Source organism: Priestia megaterium (genome assembly GCF_041941685.1).
GTDB lineage: Bacteria > Bacillota > Bacilli > Bacillales > Bacillaceae_H > Priestia > Priestia megaterium_C.
Genome location: NZ_CP130958.1, coordinates 2,419,851 through 2,441,946, shown reverse-complemented (window position 1 = coordinate 2,441,946; position 22,096 = coordinate 2,419,851). Strand labels below are relative to the sequence as shown.

The following is a 22,096-nucleotide window of genomic DNA, read 5'->3' as shown; positions in this document are numbered from 1 at the left end:
ATAGTTAAACAGCTACTTTATAATTCATCAAAAACTGCTTAATGTCCGCTGGAATAGACACGCTTTTTTCTGCATCAAAATCAAAGTACACGATGACAGCTTCTCCTTTAGCAATCAGCGATCCCGTCTTGCTGTCGGTAATTTCATGTCCAATTGTAAAGCTTTTATTGCCGACATTAGATACAAAGGTTTTAATCATTAGCACTTGATTAAAATAACCTTTCGCAACAAAATCACATTTAGTAGACGCTAAAATATACTCCCACTTTTTTGTATGCATAGATGCTCCCATTTCTTCAAAAAAAGCAATACGGGCCTCTTCTAAATAAATGAAATAGCTCGTATTGTTAATGTGACCGAGTGCGTCTGTTTCGCAAAAGCGCACTTTGACCTGTGTTTCATACATGATCTTCTCCTCCTTTACTTATGTGAAAAAACAGCGGGACGCTTTTCAATAAATGCTGATACTCCTTCTTTAATATCTTCTGTTTGAAAGACTTCTTCAAACAGCTCTGCCTCAAGTTCAAGACCTTCAGATAATGTACGATTCATTCCTTCGTTTACCGCTGTCTTAATTCGAGAAAGTGACGGAAGAGAGTGACGGTTAAATTTCTTAGCCAGCTCTTTTGCTTTTTCGAGCCCTTTTCCTTTAGGCGTTATATGGTTGGCAAAGCCTGCATGAAGCGCTTCTTCTGCAGAAACAGGACTGCCGGCAAACATCCACTCTTTAGCTTTAGAAGCGCCGATTACGCGTGGAAGACGCTGAGTTCCGCCGCCTCCAGGAAACAATCCGAGCTTCACTTCCGGAAGACCGATTTGAGCATGTTCTTCGGCAATGCGTATATCAGCGGTTAGTGAAAGTTCGCATCCTCCTCCAAACGTTAAACCGTTTAACACGACAATTGTTGGTTTTTCAATGTTTTCAAGTTTTTGCAAAACACGATGGGTTTTCATAAACTCTTCTTTAATGCCGCTTTGCCCCATTAACTGAGGAAACTCTTTAATATCAGCTCCAGCCATAAACGCCCGGTCGCCCGCTCCTGTTAAAATGATTGTAATTACATCAGGATCTTTACTAAGCTCTTCATACGTTTCTTCAAGCTGCTGCACAACAGTCTGGCTCATTACATTTAAAGGCGGGTTATCAATGGTTACAATTGCCGTTTTCTCCTCTTTTTCAACACGTATAAATTTTTTCATCATTACTTCACTCCTTGTGTGTGGTATGTGTAAAAACCTTTTCCTGTTTTACGTCCAAGCTCGCCTTTTTGAACTTTTTCTTCAATACACGCAGCTGGCTTGTCCTCTGGATCCCCTGTTTCGCTATAGCGCTGCTGCATCACAAAATATCCGACGTCAATTCCCGAGAGATCCATCAATTCAAAAGGACCGATCGGGTGATTGAGCGCTTTTTTGCAAATCGTATCAATGTCTTCAAAATCTGCGTATCCATTTTCATAAAGGAAAACGGCTTCTTTTTGCAACGCTCCTAAAATTCGATTAGCAATAAAACCTGAGATTTCTTTTTTCAGAAGGACTGCTGTGCGATTAATTTGCTTGCAAACTTCCATTGTCGTTTGAGCTGTTTTTTCACTTGTCTTTTCACTCATCACAACTTCTACGCAGTCCATTACAAGGGGAGGGAAAAAGAAATGCATGTTAACGATTTGCTCTGGACGGTTTGTTGCACTTGCAATAAGCGAGTTAACAATTGTTGAACTATTCGATGCTAAAATGGCGTGACTTGGTGCGTACTCATCTATTTCTTTAAAAACACTTTGTTTTACATCTAACTTTTCTACCACAGCTTCAATTACAAAATCAGCACTTGAAACCGCTTCCTTTAATGTGTTTGTAAAAGACAATCTTCGAAATGCGGCTTCTTTAGCCTCAGAAGAGATTTTTCCTTTATGAACCCACTTGCCTATAATTGCTTCCAGCTTGTTTTTTGCATCAATGAGTGATTGTTCATTCATATCTTGAATAATTGTTTCATATCCTCCGAGTGCACAAAGCATACCGATTTGATGTCCCATTTGTCCTGCTCCAATAACAGCAATACGCTGTATATCTTTACTATTCATGTTTTAGCCTCCTTTTGATATAAAAGGAGAGAAAGAGCTTATACTTTCCCGCCTTTTACGAGCACTGTCTAGCCTAGCAGCTACTATGACTCAATACCTTTCATCAGCATCTTATAAAAAATAGCCGCAACTTCTCGATCTGTCTTTTCACCATCCGGCTGAAACCAAAAATAACTCCAATTTGTCATTCCTAATATGCCTAGCGTCACGATATCTGAAGGCAAATCTGAATGGAACTGCCCTGCTTCCATTCCTTTTTCAATAATTTCCTGTACGTTTTCTTTAAAACGATCGCGCTTTGGAATGATTTGTTCTAAGTGTTCTTCACTCAAATGACGCATCTCTCGAAAAAACACTTTAGCTCGAAGGCCTTCTTTTTCAATATCATGAACAAGTTTAAAAATAATGCTGTGCAGCTTTTCTGGATAAGATGTTGTCTTATCTGCAAGAATCGTCTCTTGGTTTTCTATTAATCTTTCAATATATTGAAGGTGAATATCCATTAAAAGCTCTTGTTTGCTTTTAAAATAATAATAAAACGTTCCCTTTGTGACGTTTAATTCATTTACAATATCTTGAATAGACGTTTCTTTGAAACCTTTTTGAGCAAAAAGCTGAATGCTTCGTTCCATCATCAAATCTTTCATCGTCAAACCCTCTCTGTCTTTTCTCATTTTCACAAATTATACCATGGCTTAGAGGGAGCTTTTGAAAAAGTTTGTTTATGTTCAGCTTATTTACATCGTTTCTTTCACCACTTCTTCTCGTAGTGCCCGTCGCAAAATTTTTCCTACATTGGTCTTAGGAAGCTCAGGGCGAAACTCAAAGATTCTCGGAATTTTGTAAGCTGCAAGGTGATGTCGACAATAAGAAGTAAGCTCTTCTTCAGAAAGAGATTTCCCTTCTTTCACTACCAAAATCGCTTTAATTGTTTCTCCTCTGTAAGGATGCGGCACGCCAATTACAACGGCTTCTTTAATGTGGCTGTGTTCATATAAAACTTCTTCAATATCTCGAGGGTACACATTAAAACCACTCGCAATAATCATATCTTTTTTGCGATCAACAATGGATAAATACCCGTCTTCATCTATCTGTCCAATATCTCCTGTGTACAGCCAGCCGTTTCTAAGCGCGTGAGCCGTCTCTTCAGGTTGATTCCAATAGCCCTTCATAACTTGAGGGCCTTTAATCACTATTTCTCCAAGCTCTCCTCTTGGCAGTTCTTTTGTTCCGGTAGCCACGTCTACAATTTTATAAGCAGTTTGGGGAACGCCAAGTCCGACTGTACCTGGCTTTCTCTCCCAAAACGGCAGGTTGCAATGCGTCACGGGAGATGCTTCTGATAAGCCGTACCCTTCTAACACTTTAGCGCCCGTTTTTCGTTCGAACTCTTTCATCAGCTCAACAGGCATCGGCGCACTGCCGCTGTTGCAGATGCGAATACTTTCGATGTTGTATTCTTCTGCCCGCGGATGATTGGTAATAGCAACATACATAGTTGGCACGCCAGGAAAAATACTAGGCTGCTCTTTTTTTATTGTATTTAGTACTTCTTCCAAATCAAAACGCGGCAATAGCAATATTTCATTTCCGCAAAGAATCGATAAATGCATACAGGAAGTCATGCCAAATACGTGAAACAATGGAATAACGGTTAAGCATTTTTCTTTTCCTAATTCAATATCATGCTTAAATATTTCGTATGATTGAACTGCGTTTGTGTAAATGTTTGTATGTGTAAGCATCGCACCTTTAGATGGTCCGGTCGTTCCTCCCGTATACTGAAGAACAGCAATATCGTGTGCTGGATGGATGACCGGCTGATTAAATTCATGTTTTATGGTTAAAAAATCTAGGAAGGAAAGGTCTGGTGATGTAGGAACAAAAGGTTTTTGCAAGCTGACAGTTATCGCTTCTTCTATATCAACGCGGTTTCTTATCTCTTGAAGCCTCGTATAAAAATCATCGAGCAGAATTATTTTTTTTGCCCCGGAATCGTTTAAAATATGCTCTAGCTCTTGTTCGACAAGCATAGGGTTGACCTGAGTAACAATGCCGCCCGCTGCTACAATGCCGAAATAGCTTATTATATATTGCGGACAGTTTGGCAGCATAATTGCTACACGATCTCCTTTTTCAATTCCTTTTTTCTGTAGTGCTCCTGCAAATACGCGAACTGAGTGATACACCTCCTGGTACGTTAACGTATGCTGATACATGCGTGTTGCCGTGTGAGCAGGATAACGTTCGGCTGTTTCTTTCAGCATATCAAATAGTGAAATATCTTCGATGTGAATGTCATGAGTGTAGGCTTCTGGATAAGGTGTAAACCATTTTTTAACGTCTTCCATCAAGTTACTCCTTTCTTATTCACATAGCATGAACTCCACCGTCTACTGTCAGAATATCTCCCGTAATATAATTAGACGCCGCAGAAGCAAGAAAAACAGCCGCTCCTTTTAAATCAGCTTCGGAGCCAAAGCGCTTTAAAGGGGTTTGACTTAGAAAATAATCTTTGCCTTGTTCCATAATCGCACCTGACATTTTAGTAGGGAAAAATCCCGGCGCAATCGCATTAACTTGAATATTATGCTGTCCCCATTTGACAGATAAATCTTTCGTAAACGTAATGACCGCTCCTTTACTCGTGTTGTACCCGATTGTATCCATATACTGAGGATCTGTTCCTCCAAGACCGGCAATTGAAGCAATGTTAATAATCTTGCCAGCTTTTTGTTTAATCATTTGTTTCCCAGCTTCTTGGGACATTAAAAACGTTCCTGTAACATTAATATTCATCACTTTTTGCCATGCTTCAAGAGGCATTTCTTCAACCGGAGCACCCCACGTAGCTCCGCTGTTATTAATTAAAATATCAATACGTTCAAATGTTTCAATCGTTTGATGCACGACATTTTTAATATCTTCAGGCTGACTGATGTCGCATGCTAAAGCGAGGGTTTTTACGCCCATGGTGGCCAATCGATCGGCCACTTGCTGACATGCTTCTTTTTTCTCGAACATAGGACAATATTTGCTCCTGCCTCTGCAAGCCCTTCTGCCATTTGTTCTCCTAATCCTCTGCCTCCGCCGGTAATAATAGCTGTTTTCCCAGTTAAATCAAACAAATCATTTATGTGCATAGGTTTCCTCCTTTTCTTGATAGGGTTTTAATTCAAGTCTTGCAAGCTGTGCTTTGTGCACTTCGTCTGGACCATCAGCGAGGCGAAGAGTGCGGGCATTCGCCCAAAGTGCCGCAAGCGGCGTGTCTTCTGAAACACCTGCTGCTCCAAATGCTTGAATAGCGCGATCAATGACTTTTAAAGCCATAGCAGGAGCCATTACTTTAATCATAGCAATTTCTTTCCGCGCTTTTTTATTTCCAACTGTGTCCATCATATAAGCAGCTTTTAATGTTAATAAGCGAGCTTGCTCAATTTCAATACGCGATTCTGCCACCCATTCTTGGATAGCCCCTTGCTGGGAAAGCAACTTATTAAACGTAGAACGACTTTGAATACGCTTACATAATTCTTCAAGCGCTCTTTCCGCTGCTCCTATTAAACGCATGCAGTGATGAATACGTCCAGGCCCCAATCTGCCTTGAGCGATAGCAAATCCTTTGCCTTCACCTAAAAGCATATTGGACGCTGGCACACGCACATTATCATAATGAATTTCAGCATGTCCATGAGGAGCGTGATCGTATCCAAAGACTGGCAGCATTCGTTCAATTTTAACTCCAGGAGTATTTAATGGAACTAAAATCATAGACTGCTGTTCATATTTAGATGCGGTAAAATCGCTTTTTCCCATGACAATAGCAATTTTGCAGCGAGGATCTCCCGCACCTGAAGACCACCATTTTCTTCCGTTGATTACATATTCATCGCCTTCTCTTACAATACTGCACTGAATGTTTGTGGCATCAGAAGAACCTACATCCGGTTCTGTCATAGAAAAGCAGGAGCGAATGTCTCCATTTAACAGCGGCTTTAGCCATTTTTCTTTTTGTTCGGGCGTTCCGTATCGAACCAGTACTTCCATATTGCCGGTGTCAGGAGCTCCGCAGTTAAAAACTTCTGGTCCAATAATAGAACGGCCCATAATTTCGCAAAGGGGGGCATATTCGACATTTGTTAGACCCGCTCCGTATTCGCTTTCTGGCAAAAATAAGTTCCATAATCCAGCTTGCTTTGCTTTTTCTTTTAACTCTTCCATGATCGGAGGAACAGCTGACCATCTAGATGTCTGTTCATTCAGCTGTTGTTCGTATAGCCGTTCATTTGGGTAAATATGCTCTTCCATAAAAGAGGTCAATTCTTTTTGCAGCTTCACTACTTTGTCAGAGTAAGAAAAATACACGGTAGTCCCTCGCTTTCATTTACTTACTAACCGGTTGGTATGTTACATATTCATCATAAATGAAGGGGAATAATTCAGCAAGATATTTTTAGAAAAATTCTAAATATTATATTATTTAAAAATAAAAAAAGAGAGGTTTTAACCTCTCTTTTTACGCGGATGTCATTTCCTCAAATACTGCTGATACCTTTTCAAACTCATCATCATCTTCAATTGAAGACCATTCCCCGTCATCTTCAATTTTCAAAAAGAAAACATCAATTTCTTCTTCTGTTTCAATTAAAACTTCTTCCACAAACGCAACAGCAATATAATCGTGCCCTTCAATCGTCATTTTTCCAAGCACTTCAATATCTTGCTCTTGATCATTTTCATCTAAAATTGTAAAAATCTCTCCCGTTTCAATACGTTCCATCTTATTCCCTCCTATTTTAACCTCATTATTCGTTCACTAACATGTATTCCCCTTTAGAAAAGGTTTCATGCTTATAAAAGTAGAATCTACTTTTTAAAAGGCAAAAGAATGTCTACAGTAGTTCCTTTTCCAAGTTCACTTACAAAGTTAATTTCTCCTCTATGTTCTCGAATGATCTTATAGCACACCATCAGTCCAAGCCCCGTTCCTTTCTCTTTGGTACTATAAAAAGGTTTTCCTAAATGCTGCATTCTTTCCTGCGTGATGCCTGGCCCCTCGTCGCTAAACCGGACAACAAGGTTCTCCTGATTAAACCTTTTTAGTTGAATCGTTACGGTTCCTCCACTTGGCATAGATTCGACTGCATTTTTAAATATATTGCTAAACACCTGTTTCAGCTGATTTTCTTCGCATAATACGAGAGGAAGATGAAGATCAATTTCTTTTTTTACGTGAATTTTCTCTGTAATCCCCTGCACCTCAGCTAGCTTTAAAGTATTCTCTAAAATATCTTGAACATGTTTGTCTTTGTAGGTTTTCGCCTGAGGCTTTGCAAGACTCAAGAACTCATCGGTAATCAATTCAATTCTATCTAACTCATGATTTATCATTTCTACATAGTAAGGCTGAGCGCTCGTTTCTTTTAATAACTGCATAAATCCTTTTACTGCCGTCAGAGGGTTTCGAATTTCGTGAGCAATACCAGCCGCTAACTGTCCGACTAAGGAAAGCTGAGCGGATTCACGCAGCAATTTTTCAGTTTTTTTACGTTCTGTGATATCACGAAACAAAACTTGAATGGCCTGCTTTCCCATATAGGGAATAGGAAAGGCAATGGTTTCGGCATCAATCGTATGACCGTCTTTATGAATAAACTTTTCTTCCTGTAGGTCTACAGATTTATTTTCTGTTTTCATTCGATAAATTCGCTGTTTTACAACATCAGAGTAATCAGGGTGAACAAACTGATAAACACAAGCTCCTAATACGTCTTGAGGACTTTTGTATCCTAGCGCTTTGGCTCCTGCAGGGTTGATGTAATCAATTTTCCCTTCACTATGAACGATAATCGCTTCCGGCGATAACTCAATCAAGCTTCGGTAGCGTTCTTCACTTTCTTTTAAAGCCGTTTCGGCCTGCTTGCGTGATGTTATATCTCGATAGACAAAAGCAATGCATAGCGGCCAATCATTCATATTTTCAACGCGGAATAGTGTGACGCTTACATTAATTAAATGACCGTCTTTATGCTGTCTGACCGTCTCAAATTCCGTTTTCGATTCACCTGATTGAATGGTCTTATGAAGTTCGCACACTGGCTCCTTTAAAAACGAAGGTATAATTGGAAGAGGCTTTTGATAAATTTCTTCAAACGTCCAGCCAAATGTATTCTCAAACGCAGGGTTCACTTGAAGCGTTTTACATTCTAAGTCAACAACAGCAACAGCATCTGCGTTATGATAAATAAAAGGCTGAATCTGTTCTTTTTTCTTCTGATAACTAGTTATATTCACGCAATGTCCCATAATTTCAGGCTTTTCTGTGTAAGATAAAGGGGTTAAGTTTACTACATAGCGTTTATCATTTATTTGAAGCTCGTACATAAGCTTTTTCTTTTTATTTAGTGCTTCGAAAAAATGCTCATACGAGACCCATTCTTCTAGAGGTATTTTTTGCTCATGAACGCTTTCACCTTGATACATACTGTAAACAAGATGGTCATCTTTTTGTTTGTAAGCAAATATGATTCCTAGCGCCTCAGCTGAATGATTTTCTGCATGTAATCGGACTATTTTTTTATTTTCGTTCATCGTTCATATTTACCTACCCCTCACTAACATCTTTCCTACTCGTTCTCATTCTCTTAATTTTACATGAGGATTTTAGAATTTACTAGATAAAGAAGCGGATATTTTCCATTCACTCGCATAAAAAAAGCGCCTGTAAAGGCGCTTTTTTTATGTGAATAGGAATTACTTTGAATGATGCATTTTATGACAGTGTCGCTTTGGCACAAAACCATTTTGCTCCATATGCTGATAGCGATTTTCCATATGTGAAGAAATGTTTTGACTCTCCGTTTTGCTTAGCACGCCGTACTCGACATATTTTGAAAGTATTTCTTTCTTTTTTGCTAGCATTTCTTTGTACAGCACGGACAGTTCCTGCTTTTGCTGAGACGTCAGCTGCACGCCTTTTGTTTCTGGCTGAGGATTGTTTTCCGCTAATACAGGCGTCGCGCTCATAAATAAAAAAGCTGCTGCTGCACTTACCATAATCTTTCGCAAACAATCTACTTCCTTTCATCATATAGTAGTTATAGCTTGCGAACTTCTATTTGTTTTCATTCATTCTATTTGCTTAAGACTCGATAGCTCCTCTTACATCATAGTCACTAAGATCAATTTCCATTTCCATTTCAAGTGCTAATTTAGCCAGCTCTGAACCAAGATAAGGGCCCGACGTTAAGCCTGAAGCTCCGAGACCATTCGCTACTAGTATTCCTTCGTAAGGCGGAAGAGCCCCAATGACTGGCAAGAAGCCTGGAGTAAATGGTCGAAACCCTACCCTTGTTTCTAAGACTGTGCTTTCTGTTAAGCCGGGAGCAATTGATAAGGCCTTTGAAAAAATCTCATGAAGCCCCCCAGCCGTTACTCTCAAGTCATAACCCGTGTCGTTTTCATGTGTTGCTCCAATGACAATTTGACCTTGTTCAAATGAAAGAATATATTGGTCGCTTGGAGGCATCACAACGGGCCAGTCTTTTGTATCTAAATCAGGGAGATGCAAGTGGACAATTTGCGCTTTTTGAAAGCTTGCTAAAAATTTCACTCCAAGAGGCTCTAGTAATTGATTTGCCCACGCTCCTGCTGTTACGATTGTTGTACTTGCTAGAAGGGTTTGTCCATTTACGGCAACGCCCGTTACTTGATTATTTTCATAAAGTAGTTCTGCGTTTCCTTCTATTATTTTTGCACCGTTTTTCTTCGCTGCATTCACAAGTGCGTTTCGAAGAGCTCTTCCGTTAACGCGAGCGGCTCCACTAATATGAACTGAACTGTATTCTTCCGAAAGAACCGGAAACAAAGCCTGTGTTTCTTTAGCGGATAAACGTGTAATCTCGCCTATTTCAGGAGCTTCTTCCCGACGCTTATATGCTCGCTCTTCCATTTTTTTAAGCTTTTGTTCATCAGTATGTAAGCTAATTGCTCCTACTCGCTTATATCCCGTATCCGTTTCTCCATCTTCTTCTAATTGCTGAATTAATGTTTGATAGTACTTGGCGCCGCCTTTTGCTAAGCGGTACCATGCTTTATTTCGACGCTGCGAAAGCCATGGACAAACAATTCCTGCTGCTGCATCAGTAGCTTGACCAGCATCCTTGCGGTCTATCAATGTCACATCTGCTCCTGCTTTTGCTAAATGATATGCTGTAGAAGCTCCAAGTATCCCAGCTCCAACTACGATGTATGTTTTCATACCAAAACACCCTTTTCTTTCTTCTAGTATTCTCATGCTATATGTACGCAATTTTAGCATAGCAAAAAAAGAAGTCACATACTAGGCGAAGCTATTTTAAGCTTATTTTTGAGTCTTGCTGACTTTGACATATAGCTCCTTTCATTGTAAACAAAAGCGCAATAAGTTCTGTTACGGAGATTATAGTGAGATGAAGCAAACCACAAATAGTGATCGCGCATATTTAACACTGCGCTTACCGCTTTTTTATTATGGTTTCTGAATAAAAAAATGAAAGAATAAAACCACTATAATATGTAAATAAAAAGAAATAACCATTAATTTAAGGAGAGCGTATGCAATCTTCATTTGTATTATTTTTCATCATTCTTGGTTTACTATTTGGCAAGTGGCGAAGGTATCAAGAATACTATCCTACTTTGCTGTTTTGGGTCACGGGGAATTTGCTTTATGAAGTGCTGCTGTTTCATCACCGCGTATGGGTATTTCACCCTGTTGGTGTTGATCACCTTGTTCTACCCGATCACCTAATGGTTTCTCTTGGAATAACCTTAATTATTTATCCGTTTGTTATACCGGTTTTTTTAGGAAGGCTGCCGCTGCATGTAAGCGGCCGGCTGTGGTGGATTCTTTTGTGGGCGCTTTCATTTACTATGATTGAGTTCATTGCTTATGTTAATCATAGTATCACTCATCATTATGGATGGTCGCTGCTGTGTTCTTTTCTCTTCAATATTGTCACGTTCTGACTTTTAATCATTCATCAGAAGACAGCACTGGCTGCTTGGATTCTATCTGGAAGCTTCATAGCTTTCTTATTTATTTTTTTTGATATTCCTATGCCTTAACTTTTCATTGACTAGACGAAGTAAAAGGAAATATAATAGGAATTACATTTAAATATAATTTTCCTCTCTGAGAATAGAGGTGCATGAAATCAAGAGTCACTTATTGGAGACTAATGGAGTCTGTGAAGATAAGTAAAAGGGATTTCGTGCCGAAGTATATAAACATCCATTGTGTTCATATACTGGTTCAGTATTGAATAAATGCTGAGCTGTCACAAACCATTTGGTTTGTGGAGAGCTATTGAAGAGATGTTGATGCCTAGAATGTAATAATACTTTATTATTATGAAACCAAGACGCGTGAACATCACTTCACGGGTCTTTTTTGTGTTTTTCTACTGACCATCAAAGTTCAAAGTTATAGTTGAATGATTTAAATGGAGGGATACGGATTATGTACTTACATGGAACGAGTAAAATTAACAGCAGCAATCATTTAGAAATTGGGCAGTGCGATACGGTCGAACTGAAAAAACAATACGGCACTCCCCTATACATCTACGATCAAGAATTAATTGAGACGAAATGCAAGGCCTTCCATTCAGCCTTTCGAAGAAGCGGATTTTCATATCAAATCGCCTATGCAGGGAAAGCCTTTCTTTGTATGGAAATGGCTAGCCTTTTAACGAAGCTTGATATGTCCCTAGATGTGGTCTCAGGAGGCGAATTATTTACAGCGCTTGAAGCTGGATATCCAGCTGAACGCATTCATTTTCACGGAAATAATAAAACGATTGAAGAAATGGAAATGGCTCTTGATGCGAATATTGGCTGTTTTGTTGTTGATAACTTTACCGAACTTGAAGTTTTGCATGCCTTAGCAGCTGAGCGCAAACAGAAAGCATCTATTCTTCTGCGTGTTACTCCAGGGATTGAAGCCCATACACATGAGTATATTATGACCGGACAGGAAGACTCCAAGTTTGGATTTGGTCTTTCCAATGACCAAGCCATGAAAGCGGTAAGTTCTGCGTTAGAAAAGCCTTACTACGATCTTTTAGGCATTCATTGTCATATTGGTTCGCAAATTTTTGAAGTAGATGGTTTTTCTCGCGCCATTGATATTTTAACTGATTTCTTATTTAGCATTCGTGATAAAATGGAATTTGAAGTAAAAGTTTTAAACGTAGGTGGTGGTTTTGGTATTCGTTATACCGAAAGCGACTCTCCTCTTCCAGTTGAGTATTATGTAGATGCACTGACAGAAAAGCTAAGCCGCACGTTAACTGAACAGAATTATACCCTTCCAGAAGTCTGGATTGAGCCTGGAAGAAGCATCGTAGGAGAAGCAGGTACAACGCTTTATACAATTGGATCAACGAAGGAGATTCCAGGTGTACGAAAATACGTAGGAATTGACGGCGGTATGACCGATAATATCCGTCCTGCTCTTTACGATGCAAAACATGAAGCTGTCTTGGCTAATAGAGTGACGGATAAAAAAGATGAAACAGTATCAATTGCGGGTAAATGCTGTGAATCAGGAGATATGCTTATTTGGGATATTGATTTACCGCGCGTTAATCAAGGAGATTTATTAGCAGTGTCCTCTACAGGTGCCTACAACTATTCAATGGCTAGCAATTACAACCGTATTCCGCGCCCTGCTGTTGTATTTGTAAAAAATGGAGAAGCTCGTCTTGCTGTAGAACGAGAAACATACGAAGATTTGGTGCGTAAAGATGTAAAGCCAATCGTTACTACGTATGCAATGAGCAAATGATAGCTGTTCTTGCGTAGTAAAGAAGCTATTGTTGTTTGGAGGAAATCTAACTATGGTTTTAAGTGTATTTAAAACGTACAGATCATCGCTTATTCTGCTTCTCGCTATTTTAATTGGCGGGATAGCAGGATATGCTATTGGACCCGATGTGGCAGTCGTGCAGCCTTTTGGTGATTTGTTTCTTAATTTGATGTTCATGATTATCGTTCCCCTTGTCTTTTTTAGTGTTGCTTCGGCGATTGCAAACATGAACGAAATGAAACGTCTTGGTAAAATTATGCTAGGTATTGCCGTTGTGTTTGTCGCCACTGCTGCTGTTTCAGCCGTTTTAGGCTTTTTAGGGGCATCACTTTACAATCCTCTACATAATGTAGATACTTCTGCCATTAAAGAATTGATGGGTGACAGTGAAAATACAGCTGAAAAAATGACGCTTTTAAATCAGCTTGTTAGCACATTTACTGTACCTGATTTTGTTCAGTTATTTTCGAAAGAGCATATTTTACAATTAATTGTCTTTGCCGTTATTTTCGGTATTGCTACCACAATGGCCGGTGAAAAAGGACAGCCTATGGCGAAATTTCTGACTTCGGGTCAAGAAGTATCGATGAAGGTTGTTAAAATTGTGATGTACTATGCTCCAATTGGTTTAGGATGCTATTTTGCTACTGTAGTAGGAGAACTTGGACCAAAGATCTTACAAGGGTACGCTAGAGCATTTATTCTTTATTTATTAATTGCAATCGTTTACTATTTCGGTTTCTTTACGCTATACGCATGGATTGCTGGCGGTAAAGCAGGAATTAAGCTGTTTTGGAAAAATGCAGCTGCTCCTTCTATCACCGCTATTGCTACTTGTTCTTCTGCTGCATCTATTCCGGTCAATTTAGATGCAACAAAGAAAATGGGTGTGCCGCTGGATATTGCTGAAACGGTGATTCCATTAGGAGCAAACACACATAAAGATGGTTCTGTTATCGGTGGTATTCTAAAGATTGTTTTCTTATTCAGTTTGTTTGGCAAAGATATGACGTCTGCTACGAGTATTTTGAGCATTTTAGGCGTAGCCTTTTTAGTTGGAGCCGTAATGGGAGCAATCCCTGGAGGCGGTATGATTGGCGAAATGTTAATCATTACAATTTATGGATTTTCGCCAGAAGTTCTGCCCATTATTGCGGTCATTTCCACAATTATTGACGCCCCTGCTACGCTTTTAAACAGTACGGGAAATACAGTAACAGCGATGCTTGTTACAAGGTTTACAGAAGGAAAAGACTGGATTAACAAAATTATCACCACCGATAAAGTCGCTTAGTAAAAAAGCAAAGGGAACAGTCTTAGGGACTCTCCCTTTGCTTTTTTCGTGTGCAGTAATATCGATAGCGGTGTATAAAGTCTGTAAATACGCACATTCTATAGGTATGTTTCATAACCAGACTGGAGGTGTCGTCTAATGAGTAACGCTGCAGGAGGTTCAAAGAAGAATCAACCGAATGATGCGAATCACGTAAGCGCAGAAACAAAAGCTCATCAAAAACGTCTCACTGAGCAAAATAAACAAGAGCATCAAGCTGAAGAACGAAAATAAAATTACGTCAAAGAGCGTTTGGCACAGGCCCTGCGTTCTTTGACGTAATTTTATTTTTAGAGGGAGCTTCATTACGCCGCTTGTTATAGGTCTATCGTACAACCTTCTTTTAAACTTTTACATATTCTATTAATAGGTTTGTAAAAGGAGGAATGACATGGTGTTTTCTTGGCTAGAGATTACAGCCGCAGCCTTTGGACTTTCAGTTATTTTGATAAGTTTTGCATTTTTGCCCGAGCGCACATGCAAAAATCTTTATATCCCCCATCAGCTAGTAGCAAAATCTATGTTTCTCTATAAAAAGATTATTCGTTTTATAAATCAATTTCGACAGAAACTTTAGTTCATTTCCTTTCCCTGTTTTTATTCATTGGATATATCCTCCCCCTTTTTAATCAGCGCATTTACAGTAAATAATTTAGTGGTTAAAATAAAGAGTAAAGAAAAAGGATAAGCAGTTTGCAGAAATGGAGTTTCACATGGAAATCAGAGACTTAGAATACTTTATAGAGGTAGCGAATCATAAAAATTTTACAAAGGCAGCGCTGCAAGTTCATTTGTCACAAACGGCTTTAAGTAAAGCCGTCAAAAAAGTAGAAAATGAACTAGGATTTGAGCTTCTTGATCGTTCAACAAGAGAATTAAAGCTAACCGATGGAGGAGAAGTCGTGTATCATCAGGCAACTAAAGCTCTGTCGGTGTTAAAAGACATGCCTCACTTGTTGGGAGATTTAATGAACTTGCAAACAGGGCAAATCAAGATGGGAATCCCTCCGCTCATCGGGACCTTGTTTTTCCCGAAGATTGCAAAAGCATTTAATGAACAATACCCTAAAGTATCTCTAGAGCTTATTGAATTTGGAGCAAAAAAAATTGAAGCACTTGTGGAAGAGGCTGGTGTAGATATGGGGATTGTTATGCTTCCTCTTACAAGTGGTCATGATGAACATTTTCACGTATACCCGTTCGTTAAGGAGAGATTCCTTTTATACGCGCATAAAAACCATCCTTTAGCGAAACGTTCTTCCGTCTGGATGAAAGAATTGGAGCATGAAAAATTCATTATGTTCAGTGAAGAATTTACGCTGCACGACCGGTTAATTCAAGATGCTTTAAATTCAGGCTTTGTTCCTTCTATAGCGTATAAAAGTTCTCAATGGGATTTAATTATTGAATTAACAGCGGCAGAACTAGGTATTGCTATTTTACCCGAATCGCTTTATGCCAAAGTGAAAGATCCCAATATTACTACCATACCTATTGCAGATCCTGAAATGATGTGGGAACTTGGAATTATTCTGTTAAAAGAACGCTACAGTTCATTCGCTGTACGAGAATTGATTAATTTTTTAACCGAAAAACAAATGACAGATAAATTGGGGCCTATTTAAAAAGAGTCTGGAACAAAAGTATGTTAGTTGAAGGACAATCCGAACAAGTTTGGTTGAGAATCCAACTCGTTCGGTTTTTTTTAGGGTGATGATGAACGTAGGTTTCATGTATGTATTTGCTTCTAGCTGTTGATTGAATGGATTTAGTTATGTCTCCGTCTCTTTTTATGTGTAATACAAATTTTATCATTCAACAATCCCTACAATGAATCCATCATAGCCTTTGCTTCCAACCGTTTGTATAGCCGTAGCGCTGATTCGTTTTTCTTGAGCCAGAGCATTCATAAATTGACGAATTCCCTTTACATTTTCATCTTCACTTTCTGAGTTCACCACATGCCCTTGACGAACAACATTATCACAAATAATCGTACTTCCTCTTTTCGATAATTCTAGAGCCCACTTTAAGTAATTTGGGTTATTCGTCTTATCAGCGTCAATAAAGATAAGGTCAAACGGCTCTGTTCCCTTATCCTTTAACACAGCTAATGTATCAAGCCCGGGGCCGACAATGACTTCTACTAAATGGCTTACTCCCGCTCTTTTTAAATTAGCTCTTGCTACTTCTGCATGCTGAGCGCTTAATTCGAGCGTAATCAGCTGTCCGTCTTTCGGAAGAGCTCTGGCTAGCCAAATCGTACTGTACCCTCCAAGAGTACCAATTTCCAAAATGCGTTTAGCTCCTTTTAATGAAGCTAACAAATGCAGAAACTTTCCTTGACTAGGCGATACGTCGATGGCAGGTAATCCAGCCTCTTGATTTGCCTTCAATACCTCATCAAGAATAGGGTCAGGTTGTATAAGCTTATCATTCATATAAAGATCCACTTCATTCCAAATTTCATATATAGACATTTTCATACTCCTCCACATAAGTAATAAAAGCTTTATTATTTCAAAGATACAAATATGTTTTTCCCATATCCAGATTGTTGCCGTAATGGTTCGTATTATGAATGTGTTCTAGCTCTCTAATAAACTATCCTGCTCGCTCTTAAAAAGAATTGTTATATGTCCATAAAAAAAGACCTTCAGAGAGGTCTTTTTTATCTTTAGATAATCGTAACTTTACTAAGATCTATCTTGGCACTTTTTAAAAAGTTATATGTCAGTTTATCCATTTTTGCACCTTCAAAATCCGATTTCTTTAAATCTGATCCTCGAAACTGTACATTTAGCAAAGTTGCGCGGCGAAATGAGGCTTTTTTTAATGATGTTCCTTCAAAAATTGTTCCGTTAAATGTTTCTTCGTCAAATACAATGTCTGTTAAATTACATTGCTTAAAGTACGTGTTGTCATAGATACAGCCTTTAAAACTGGCCTGTTTAAAATTTGCCCATTTAAATTGTACGCCTGTTAAATTAACGTGATGAAATATTGCTTTCGTTAAATTGCTGCTTTTAAACATGCTGTCTGTAAGATCTGCGTGGCTAAAATCAGATTCATTCAAATTACTGGCATTAAATTTCCCTTTATACACCGATACAGAACGAAAATCAGATTTTGTAAGCTCGGTCTTTGAAAAATCCATAGGGACGGTTTGCTTTAATTCCTTTGTTTCTACATTCATTGATTGAATCAGTTCTGTGATATCACCGATAGAATTGATTGTCATATAATAAGCCTGTTCTTCATTATGCCCGTCTTTTTTGTAATCTGTAAATTTTTCCTGCAAGTTCTGTGATAGTTCTTCTTCTAGATCTTGAACATTTTCTACAACCTGATAAGGAGCCAAAATGTTATGCACATGATTTTTTATTTTTTCGTTCATTTATAACATCGTCCTTTCTTACAACAATAAATCAATAATTTTTTTCGCTTGCTCCCAATTTTCTTTGTTTTGTTTATATACGCTTTTTCCTTGTTCTGTAATTTTATAATATTTTCTGCGACCGCCTTGTACAGCATCTCCCCAGTAAGAAAGAATATGGCCGTCTTTTTCCAGGCGCTTCAAGCTTGAATACATTGTGGCTTCTTTTAATTCATATTGCTCTTTAGAGTAGGTATAAATAAGCTTACTAATTTCATAACCATACTTATCGCCGCTGAGAAGTAATTTCAAAATCATTGTATCTGTATGTCCCCGAAGTAAATCTGAAGACATTTTTGCATATACCAAATTATCACCTCTTTATGTATAATTTAAATCATATTACTATGACAGTCAAGGTATTATATTGAGTAAAATAAACTAATATATAATTGGACATATGTAAACAGCTTAACCAGTAGAAAATAGCCGGTAGAAACGTACCGGCTATTTTCTAGTAGACACCTTATTCTTCGTTATAACTGAGCTTAAATACTATTGGCGTGCGTTCTGCCGATATTTTCCAAACCATGTGATGATACCCCTTGCTCCAGTAATCTTTTATTAAATAATCAGGGATTCCAAATATGTTTTTCCATACTTCCTGAGCATTTTTGTATCCGCTGTCCAAACAAATTTTTTTAATTTCTCTGCTTTGAAGTGTAAGCAGCATAGTATGTAAAAGCAGTGTCCCTACACCTTTTCTCTGGTACTTCGGATGAACAAAAACTGTGCCGATTTCAATCCATCCTTGCAAATCTCCTTTTGTACACGCCGTAATTAATTCACTAGCAGGACCATATTCAATACAGCCAATAATCTTATTGGTGCACGCATCTATTCCGAGCCAAAAGAATCGATGTTTTCCATCGCTATCAAGGTCACTTTTTAAATATTGTTCTTTACTTTCAATTTCTATTTGTATATCGTTCACCATGTCAGATAGACCCTCTTTCTGAAAGGTATCTGTGATTACTTCATTAAAAAGCTCATGAAGTTCTGCACGGTCTTCTATTTTTGGTCTTCTTATTTCAATATGATGCAATGTTCATTCCTCCTTGTTATTTCATCTCCGAATATGAAGCTTTACCACTATTATTTATCCATATATGTTGATAATCCTTTTCTCTTTCTACAGTTTTTCCAATAAAAAAGCACGAGAAACTTTGAGTTCTCGTACTTTTTTATAATATAGATTCTACTTTTCTATTGGGAACTGTTAATACTGATTCACAAAGCTCTGGATTTTACATACGAATTCAGAAAGATTCTCCTTTATCTCTTTATCCTCTGTTTTCTCTACTTGCTCCTGTATGACATCAATCATTAAACGCGCTCTTTTAGGATCTATAGAGGCCGGCTGGCTGCTATTGTTTGATAGACTTTTCAAAATTTGATTAGTCATTTTGTTTTTATCATGAATATAAAATAATATTTGAGGAACTTGATTAATTAACAAATTTACGTATCTGCGAAACTCCTCTATCTCATATAATTCTCTTGAATTGCCTTTAAAGCCATCAACGGAAAGCATAAGACTCTGGTAGCCTTTATCAGTGCGTTGATTAAGTGCTTTAATCACTTTCAAAAACCGATCGAACTTTAGATAGCGTATTTCGTCTTTCCTTAATTCTAAGAATTCAATTTCTCCTTTTTCCAAAAAGGGATCCTTGATAAGACTATTATCATTCATATACATTCTCTCCCTACTAATTTATTAGTTGCAGAGCTTGTTTTGAATTCATTTGTCTATCGTTTTAGTAATTGTTTACCCCTTTTAGGCCCGTTTTAAAACCTTTATTTGTAAAGCGCTTACATAAATGTTCTCAATTTCCTGACGTGTTGACGGAATTCTGCTTATTATCTGATAAATGACGAATGAAAAAGAGCTCCTTTACAGAAGCTCTTTTTTTAAAATTATAGGGATGCTGATAACTTTATATCTTATTTGCTTCTTTCAATACTGCTAATAAGTATTCCCATGTCTTAATAGTAGACGGAATGCTCAGGTGTTCATCAGGTGTATGAACGTCGTACATATCGGGTCCGAGCGAAATAGCGTCTAATCCAGGGATTTTTTCTAGGAAAATACCGCATTCAATTCCAGCATGGATGGCGATGATCTCCGCCTCTTCCCCATATTTTTCTTTGTAAACCTTTTTACATAATTCACGAATTTTTGAATCTCCATTGTACGCCCATTCAGGATAATTACCTTTTGTTTCAACTCTTCCTCCGACTACTTGAGCAAGTATGTGCACTTGACTTACTATTTTTTCTTTTAAGCTTTTTACTGAGCTGCGGATTTCATTTTGAAAAACAATCTCAGACTCTGTCGTCGTAATCACACCTAGGTTGGTAGAAGATTCTACTAATCCTTCGATATTCATACTCATGCTTTGAACCCCGTTTGGTGTTAGCATAATAGCTTGTACAATTCGTTCTGTCGTTTCTTTTGTAAAACATTTTTCAACGGAAGAAGATTTGTTTATTTTTACATATACGCTCGGATCAGCCGCTTGTAATTCATTTTTTACTATTTCGTTCCACTCACGAATCTTATTTTCTAGCTTTCCTACCTCAGAAGGCTCAACTGATAGAATTGCTTCTGATTCACGGGGAATCGCATTTGATTTTAATCCTCCACTAATGCTGCTTAAAGAATAGGGAAGTTCTTGTTGTAAATCATATAAAACTCTCCCTAGCAGTTTATTAGCATTTCCTCTTTCTTTATCAATTTCCATTCCAGAATGTCCGCCGCGCAATCCACCGATGCTTAAGCTATATGTTTCTGAGTTATTGGAAGGCGATTCCAAGTTTACGGGAATACGAAGCACGCCTTTTACCCCGCCCGCGCTGCTGACAAGCAGCTTTCCGTCCTCTTCTGTATCAAGGTTAATAAAGATTTTTCCTTCAAAATGAGCTGGATTTACAGCAATGGCTCCGCCCATAGTTGTTTCTTCCTCAGTAGTAATGACTACTTCAAGAGAGGGGTGATCTATATCATGAGCATCTAGTAAAGCCAGTGCATATGCAACGGCAATCCCGTTGTCAGCTCCTAGCGTAGTACCATTTGCGTAAAGCATCTCTTCCACAATTCGCAGTTGAAGCGGATCTTTTTCGAAATCATGGACAGTTCCTTTATTTAACTCGCATACCATGTCCATATGCCCTTGCAAAATGATGGCTGGGGCATGTTCATATCCTTTAGTTGCCGGCTTTTTAATAATTACATTTAAAGCCTCGTCTTGTATAACTTCAAGGCTTCTTTCTTTTGCAAAAGAAACTAAATAGTCACTAATTTTCTTTTCATTTCCAGATTCTCTAGGAATAGCTGAAATTTCGTTAAAAAAATAAAAAACCGGATGTTTAATTAATTCATTTACTGTTTGCACCATATATATCATCCTTTCTAATCTGTAGGCTTTTTTATCATACTATTTATCTTTACAGGAGAAATAGTATAAGGCTTCTTTTATGTATAGCCTAGTTATATTTTAACGTTGATTAACTCGATAGAATAGATATAACATAAAAAAGCATAAAGGAGCTCATTAGACTCCTTTATGCTTTTAATGACTTATTCTATTTTTTATTGAGCTGTATATCCGCCGTCCATTACTACCGCTTGACCAGTTACACCTTTTGCTTTATCACTCGCTAAGAAAATAGCATAGTCAGCAATTTCGCTCACGTCTAGTAATCTTTTTTGAGGGACTAAAGGATAAATAACTTCTTCAAGCACGCTCTCTAATGGTACATTTCTTGTTTTAGCTAAACCATCTAACTGACCTCTCACTAGTGGTGTATCCACATAGCCAGGACAAAGTGCATTCACCGTAATACCGTGTGCTGCGCCTTCAAGAGCAGCTACTTTTGTTAGCCCAATTACACCGTGTTTAGCACTGTTATAAGCTGCTTTGCCCGCAAAACCGATTAAACCGTTGATAGAAGAAACGTTAATAATACGTCCGAACCCTTGTTTTTTCATAATCGGAAACGCGTGCTTAATCGCCATAAATGGAGCGATTAGCATAATTTTAATCATTAACTCATATTTTTCAGTTGGAAACTCTTCGATTGGAGAAACATGCTGCAAGCCAGCGTTATTAATGAACGTATGAACCGCTCCAAAATGTGCGTTTGCTGTTTCAATTAAATGTTTGATTTCTTCTTCTTTTGTTACATCAGCTTTGACACCAAGCGCTTCAAATCCAGCTTCATGAAGATTTTGTGCTGCAGCTTCTACAGCAGCTTGATCAATATCGGATAACACAATTTTTCCTCCGTTTTCTGCGAATCGTTTACCTATTTCAAACCCAATTCCTCTTGCTGCTCCTGTGATTACAATTACTTGATTTTCAACCATGTGTATTCTCCTTCTGTTT

General features: G+C 38.2%; 23 protein-coding genes, 1 pseudogene and 1 riboswitch. Of the genes and pseudogenes, 6 read left to right on the top strand and 18 right to left on the bottom strand.

The features are described from left to right. Window positions 1-4 precede the first annotated feature (4 nt). The 11 genes and pseudogenes from Q5794_RS12615 to Q5794_RS12565 form a co-directional block, all read right to left on the bottom strand. On the bottom strand, window positions 5-406 hold the full coding sequence (locus Q5794_RS12615; RefSeq protein WP_214987945.1) for a thioesterase family protein: 402 nt from the start codon (window positions 404-406) through the stop codon (window positions 5-7). Window positions 407-420: 14 nt separating this feature from the next. Then, window positions 421-1,203, bottom strand: a complete 783-nt coding sequence (locus Q5794_RS12610; protein WP_214987943.1) for an enoyl-CoA hydratase — start codon at window positions 1,201-1,203, stop codon at window positions 421-423. Continuing rightward, the gene (locus Q5794_RS12605) at window positions 1,203-2,084 is read right to left on the bottom strand and encodes a 3-hydroxyacyl-CoA dehydrogenase family protein (RefSeq protein WP_214987942.1); all 882 of its coding nucleotides are present in this window, start codon (window positions 2,082-2,084) and stop codon (window positions 1,203-1,205) included. The genes Q5794_RS12610 and Q5794_RS12605 overlap by 1 nt, the downstream gene beginning before the upstream one ends. An 83-nt stretch (window positions 2,085-2,167) precedes the next feature. After that, a complete protein-coding gene (locus Q5794_RS12600; RefSeq protein ID WP_192993124.1) occupies window positions 2,168-2,731 on the bottom strand; it encodes a TetR/AcrR family transcriptional regulator in 564 nt (187 codons plus the stop codon). Between the two features lie 90 nt (window positions 2,732-2,821). Further along, window positions 2,822-4,438: a long-chain fatty acid--CoA ligase gene (locus Q5794_RS12595; protein WP_214987941.1), complete on the bottom strand. Its 1,617-nt coding sequence runs from the start codon at window positions 4,436-4,438 to the stop codon at window positions 2,822-2,824. 19 nt (window positions 4,439-4,457) lie between these two features. Further along, a pseudogene (locus Q5794_RS12590) lies at window positions 4,458-5,230 on the bottom strand (SDR family oxidoreductase). Beyond that, on the bottom strand, window positions 5,217-6,452 hold the full coding sequence (locus tag Q5794_RS12585; RefSeq protein WP_215054668.1) for an acyl-CoA dehydrogenase: 1,236 nt from the start codon (window positions 6,450-6,452) through the stop codon (window positions 5,217-5,219). Before Q5794_RS12585 ends, Q5794_RS12590 begins: the two are co-directional and overlap by 14 nt. Before the next feature lie 151 nt (window positions 6,453-6,603). Beyond that, window positions 6,604-6,867 carry a DUF1292 domain-containing protein gene (locus tag Q5794_RS12580; protein WP_013057050.1) on the bottom strand — a complete coding sequence of 88 codons (264 nt, stop codon included), beginning with the start codon at window positions 6,865-6,867 and terminating at the stop codon, window positions 6,604-6,606. A gap of 86 nt (window positions 6,868-6,953) precedes the next feature. Next, on the bottom strand, window positions 6,954-8,678 hold the full coding sequence (locus tag Q5794_RS12575; protein ID WP_374989156.1) for a PAS domain S-box protein: 1,725 nt from the start codon (window positions 8,676-8,678) through the stop codon (window positions 6,954-6,956). Between the two features lie 162 nt (window positions 8,679-8,840). Next, window positions 8,841-9,155, bottom strand: a complete 315-nt coding sequence (locus tag Q5794_RS12570) for a YckD family protein (RefSeq protein ID WP_214987934.1) — start codon at window positions 9,153-9,155, stop codon at window positions 8,841-8,843. A 73-nt stretch (window positions 9,156-9,228) separates the two neighbouring features. Next, window positions 9,229-10,347 (bottom strand): FAD-binding oxidoreductase, encoded by a 1,119-nt coding sequence (locus tag Q5794_RS12565; protein ID WP_214987932.1) that lies wholly within the window; start codon window positions 10,345-10,347, stop codon window positions 9,229-9,231. 335 nt (window positions 10,348-10,682) lie between these two features. Between Q5794_RS12565 and Q5794_RS12560 the strand changes: the two genes are divergently transcribed. From Q5794_RS12560 to Q5794_RS12535, 6 genes are all read left to right on the top strand, one after another. Then, a complete protein-coding gene (locus tag Q5794_RS12560; protein WP_374989155.1) occupies window positions 10,683-11,096 on the top strand; it encodes a CBO0543 family protein in 414 nt (137 codons plus the stop codon). A gap of 165 nt (window positions 11,097-11,261) precedes the next feature. Further along, window positions 11,262-11,444, top strand: a riboswitch (Lysine riboswitch). Between the two features lie 145 nt (window positions 11,445-11,589). Beyond that, the gene (gene lysA, locus Q5794_RS12555) at window positions 11,590-12,918 is read left to right on the top strand and encodes a diaminopimelate decarboxylase (protein WP_374989154.1); all 1,329 of its coding nucleotides are present in this window, start codon (window positions 11,590-11,592) and stop codon (window positions 12,916-12,918) included. Window positions 12,919-12,970: 52 nt separating this feature from the next. After that, window positions 12,971-14,233, top strand: coding sequence for a dicarboxylate/amino acid:cation symporter (locus Q5794_RS12550; RefSeq protein WP_192993109.1), 1,263 nt, complete (start codon window positions 12,971-12,973; stop codon window positions 14,231-14,233). A 138-nt stretch (window positions 14,234-14,371) separates the two neighbouring features. Continuing rightward, window positions 14,372-14,506, top strand: a complete 135-nt coding sequence (locus Q5794_RS12545) for a hypothetical protein (RefSeq protein WP_013057043.1) — start codon at window positions 14,372-14,374, stop codon at window positions 14,504-14,506. A gap of 157 nt (window positions 14,507-14,663) precedes the next feature. After that, the gene (locus Q5794_RS12540; RefSeq protein WP_057243619.1) at window positions 14,664-14,849 is read left to right on the top strand and encodes a hypothetical protein; all 186 of its coding nucleotides are present in this window, start codon (window positions 14,664-14,666) and stop codon (window positions 14,847-14,849) included. 136 nt (window positions 14,850-14,985) lie between these two features. Beyond that, on the top strand, window positions 14,986-15,897 hold the full coding sequence (locus Q5794_RS12535; RefSeq protein WP_214987928.1) for a LysR family transcriptional regulator: 912 nt from the start codon (window positions 14,986-14,988) through the stop codon (window positions 15,895-15,897). Between the two features lie 186 nt (window positions 15,898-16,083). Here the strand turns inward: Q5794_RS12535 and Q5794_RS12530 are convergent, their stop codons facing one another. From Q5794_RS12530 to Q5794_RS12500, 7 genes are all read right to left on the bottom strand, one after another. Beyond that, window positions 16,084-16,770: an O-methyltransferase gene (locus tag Q5794_RS12530; protein WP_214987926.1), complete on the bottom strand. Its 687-nt coding sequence runs from the start codon at window positions 16,768-16,770 to the stop codon at window positions 16,084-16,086. 179 nt (window positions 16,771-16,949) lie between these two features. Continuing rightward, window positions 16,950-17,669 (bottom strand): pentapeptide repeat-containing protein, encoded by a 720-nt coding sequence (locus tag Q5794_RS12525; RefSeq protein ID WP_214987923.1) that lies wholly within the window; start codon window positions 17,667-17,669, stop codon window positions 16,950-16,952. Window positions 17,670-17,687: 18 nt separating this feature from the next. Next, window positions 17,688-18,017 carry a PadR family transcriptional regulator gene (locus Q5794_RS12520; protein ID WP_013057038.1) on the bottom strand — a complete coding sequence of 110 codons (330 nt, stop codon included), beginning with the start codon at window positions 18,015-18,017 and terminating at the stop codon, window positions 17,688-17,690. A 157-nt stretch (window positions 18,018-18,174) separates the two neighbouring features. Then, entirely contained in the window at window positions 18,175-18,753 is a 579-nt protein-coding gene (locus tag Q5794_RS12515) for a GNAT family N-acetyltransferase (RefSeq protein WP_214987921.1), read from the bottom strand. Between the two features lie 174 nt (window positions 18,754-18,927). Continuing rightward, window positions 18,928-19,401, bottom strand: coding sequence for a hypothetical protein (locus Q5794_RS12510; protein WP_374989153.1), 474 nt, complete (start codon window positions 19,399-19,401; stop codon window positions 18,928-18,930). Window positions 19,402-19,645: 244 nt separating this feature from the next. Beyond that, window positions 19,646-21,106: an aminoacyl-histidine dipeptidase gene (locus Q5794_RS12505; protein ID WP_374989152.1), complete on the bottom strand. Its 1,461-nt coding sequence runs from the start codon at window positions 21,104-21,106 to the stop codon at window positions 19,646-19,648. A 194-nt stretch (window positions 21,107-21,300) separates the two neighbouring features. Further along, a complete protein-coding gene (locus Q5794_RS12500; protein ID WP_214987917.1) occupies window positions 21,301-22,077 on the bottom strand; it encodes a 3-hydroxybutyrate dehydrogenase in 777 nt (258 codons plus the stop codon). Window positions 22,078-22,096 lie beyond the last annotated feature (19 nt).

Bases quoted from the DNA above. Each gene is read 5' to 3' on its own strand.
- Q5794_RS12580 (WP_013057050.1), bottom strand. From the start codon at position 6,867: ATGGAACGTATTGAAACGGGAGAGATTTTTACAATTTTAGATGAAAAT.
- Q5794_RS12505 (WP_374989152.1), bottom strand. From the start codon at position 21,106: ATGGTGCAAACAGTAAATGAATTAATTAAACATCCGGTTTTTTATTTT.
- Q5794_RS12560 (WP_374989155.1), top strand. From the start codon at position 10,683: ATGCAATCTTCATTTGTATTATTTTTCATCATTCTTGGTTTACTATTT.
- Q5794_RS12615 (WP_214987945.1), bottom strand. From the start codon at position 406: ATGTATGAAACACAGGTCAAAGTGCGCTTTTGCGAAACAGACGCACTC.
- Q5794_RS12575 (WP_374989156.1), bottom strand. From the start codon at position 8,678: ATGAACGAAAATAAAAAAATAGTCCGATTACATGCAGAAAATCATTCA.
- Q5794_RS12525 (WP_214987923.1), bottom strand. From the start codon at position 17,669: ATGAACGAAAAAATAAAAAATCATGTGCATAACATTTTGGCTCCTTAT.
- Q5794_RS12550 (WP_192993109.1), top strand. From the start codon at position 12,971: ATGGTTTTAAGTGTATTTAAAACGTACAGATCATCGCTTATTCTGCTT.
- Q5794_RS12510 (WP_374989153.1), bottom strand. From the start codon at position 19,401: ATGAATGATAATAGTCTTATCAAGGATCCCTTTTTGGAAAAAGGAGAA.
- Q5794_RS12610 (WP_214987943.1), bottom strand. From the start codon at position 1,203: ATGATGAAAAAATTTATACGTGTTGAAAAAGAGGAGAAAACGGCAATT.
- Q5794_RS12605 (WP_214987942.1), bottom strand. From the start codon at position 2,084: ATGAATAGTAAAGATATACAGCGTATTGCTGTTATTGGAGCAGGACAA.
- lysA (WP_374989154.1), top strand. From the start codon at position 11,590: ATGTACTTACATGGAACGAGTAAAATTAACAGCAGCAATCATTTAGAA.
- Q5794_RS12500 (WP_214987917.1), bottom strand. From the start codon at position 22,077: ATGGTTGAAAATCAAGTAATTGTAATCACAGGAGCAGCAAGAGGAATT.
- Q5794_RS12535 (WP_214987928.1), top strand. From the start codon at position 14,986: ATGGAAATCAGAGACTTAGAATACTTTATAGAGGTAGCGAATCATAAA.
- Q5794_RS12600 (WP_192993124.1), bottom strand. From the start codon at position 2,731: ATGAAAGATTTGATGATGGAACGAAGCATTCAGCTTTTTGCTCAAAAA.
- Q5794_RS12530 (WP_214987926.1), bottom strand. From the start codon at position 16,770: ATGTGGAGGAGTATGAAAATGTCTATATATGAAATTTGGAATGAAGTG.
- Q5794_RS12595 (WP_214987941.1), bottom strand. From the start codon at position 4,438: ATGGAAGACGTTAAAAAATGGTTTACACCTTATCCAGAAGCCTACACT.
- Q5794_RS12545 (WP_013057043.1), top strand. From the start codon at position 14,372: ATGAGTAACGCTGCAGGAGGTTCAAAGAAGAATCAACCGAATGATGCG.
- Q5794_RS12540 (WP_057243619.1), top strand. From the start codon at position 14,664: ATGGTGTTTTCTTGGCTAGAGATTACAGCCGCAGCCTTTGGACTTTCA.
- Q5794_RS12565 (WP_214987932.1), bottom strand. From the start codon at position 10,347: ATGAAAACATACATCGTAGTTGGAGCTGGGATACTTGGAGCTTCTACA.